The sequence below is a fragment of the Streptomyces sp. NPDC059080 genome, from assembly GCF_042739975.1.
GTDB classification, from domain to species: domain Bacteria; phylum Actinomycetota; class Actinomycetes; order Streptomycetales; family Streptomycetaceae; genus Streptomyces; species Streptomyces benahoarensis.
In genome coordinates this window covers 99,481-101,338 of sequence record NZ_JBHYGX010000020.1, presented here as the reverse complement: position 1 = coordinate 101,338, position 1,858 = coordinate 99,481, and the positions used below count along the sequence as shown (strand labels likewise).

General features: G+C 72.4%; 2 protein-coding genes. Both read right to left on the bottom strand.

Annotation, left to right across the window (positions count from 1 at the left end):
* Nucleotides 1-161 precede the first annotated feature (161 nt).
* Complete coding sequence (locus tag ACFWWQ_RS17795) at nucleotides 162-425, bottom strand: hypothetical protein (RefSeq protein ID WP_078654008.1); 264 nt, start codon at nucleotides 423-425, stop codon at nucleotides 162-164.
* Nucleotides 426-675: 250 nt separating this feature from the next.
* Complete coding sequence (locus ACFWWQ_RS17790) at nucleotides 676-1,485, bottom strand: SGNH/GDSL hydrolase family protein (protein ID WP_384597096.1); 810 nt, start codon at nucleotides 1,483-1,485, stop codon at nucleotides 676-678.
* Nucleotides 1,486-1,858 lie beyond the last annotated feature (373 nt).

The following is a 1,858-nucleotide window of genomic DNA, read 5'->3' as shown; positions in this document are numbered from 1 at the left end:
CGTTGGCCGCCCGCCGGCACATGGGGCTCTAAATTGACAACCCCCCCCGACCCGGCCACGGTTGGGGGGGGGGGGGGGCGCGGCCCGGGGGGGGGGGGGGGGGGGCCCGCCGCGCCGCACCGGGACGGCGGGGCCGCCGGGGTGCCGAGGTCAGCTGTGGGTCAGCCGTGGCCGCCGAACAGCGAACGCCGCAGCCTGCGCAGCGGCGCGAACAACGACACCCGTGCGCCGCGGCTGCGCCGCGTACGCATGTGATCACGAGCCGTCAGTTCCTGCATCAGTGACGTCGCGCCCTGCGCCTCGCGCTGCGGGATGGCAGGGCCGCCCAGCACCGCGAGGTGACGGTCGAGGCGCGCACTGGACGCGCCGCTTTTGCAGGTGATGGCAGGGACTCGCGCCCTGCTGCGCACTGTTATCTGTTCCATGACTCTCCCCACCCGTACGAGGGCACCCGGCCCCGGGCAGGGTAACCCTATCTCTCCCCGAGGACACACGTGCAGACCGGCCGTCGGTTTCACCTGCCTCGCCGTGGTGTTGTCCGACACCCTACGGAAGATCGTGTACGAGGGTGCCCGGACGGCGAGTTGAACCCCGGCGGGACGGGGCCGGGCGGGTGACGCGGCGTGGGAGGGCCCCGGCCGGGGAGCCCTCCCGTACATCTGAGTGCGCCTCGGGTCAGGCGGCCGAGCGGAAGACCGGCAGGTAGCCGCTGGACTGGCCGGTGGCCGTGGGGTGGTACGACTCGTCGATCGGCACGGTGACGCTGTGCAGCCAGGCGCTGCCGGAGCAGAGCTCATGGCCGCTGAAGGTGGAGTTGACGTCGGCGAAGGCGAAGCCGTGGTTGGCGGCGCGCTTGGCGGTGACGCTGTTGATCTCGTCGGCGGCGCCGTTGATGGCCGCGCGGGACTTGTCGGACAGACCCGCGACGCAGCTGCCGCCGATCTTGTAGAAGTGCGGGTAGCCGAGGACCACCACGTGGGCGGACGGCGACTTTTGGGAGATCGCGCTGTAGACGCCGTCGAGCTGGCCGGGGAGCGTGTTGTCCACGTAGGCGACGGCCTTCGAGACGGCCGTCAGGCAGGCGCTTTCGCCCTGGAGCGCACAGGTCGTCATGGTGTCCGCGAACCCGGCGTCGTTGCCGCCGATGCTGATGCTGACCAGGCCGGTCGAGGAGTCCAGCGGGGCGAGCTGTCCGCCCAGCACATCGCCCGTCTTGGCGCCGGAGCAGGCGGTGAAGTGGAAGGACGCGGGCGAGTTGGCCGCCGCCCACAGCGCCGGATAGGACTTCGTGCTGCGTTTGCAGGAGCCGCTGGCGCTGTCGTAACTGCCGGCGCCGACACCGGCCGAGTAGGAGTCGCCGAGTGCCACGTAGCCGGTGGCGGCCAGGGGCCGTTCGGCTGCGGTGGCGGCGCTCGCGCCGGTGAGCACGAGCGCCATGGCGGCGAAGAGGGCGGACGTCGCCTTGGCGACGCGGGACAGTCTCATGGAACCTCCCAGGGGCAGGACCTCTGCCAACTCGTTAGTAGCAGGACTCACGAGTAACCGGAAGTGCTCATGTCAAAACTCGTGGAGAGTTCGCGGTAAGTGCCCCGGTTTGTTGGGGGAGTTGTTCACCCGAGGACATGCCCCACGTCCCGCCGACCCCATGCGTCCCACACGCCTCACCCCCGAGGCGCACCCGGAAAACCCCATCGCCCACCCGGAGAGCGGGACTTCACACACGGCCCGGCGCGCCCCGCCCGAAAAGCGGGGGGGGGGGGGGGGGCGGGGGGGGGGGGCGGGGGCGCGGGCGGGCGGCGCCCGCGCGGCCCGGGGGCGGCCAGCTCGGGAGTGTGCGCGAGCGGCCGGCGGCGCTGGG

Excerpts from the sequence above, each read along its gene's own strand:
- ACFWWQ_RS17795 (WP_078654008.1), bottom strand. The coding sequence starts at position 425 with ATGGAACAGATAACAGTGCGCAGCAGGGCGCGAGTCCCTGCCATCACC.
- ACFWWQ_RS17790 (WP_384597096.1), bottom strand. The coding sequence starts at position 1,485 with ATGAGACTGTCCCGCGTCGCCAAGGCGACGTCCGCCCTCTTCGCCGCC.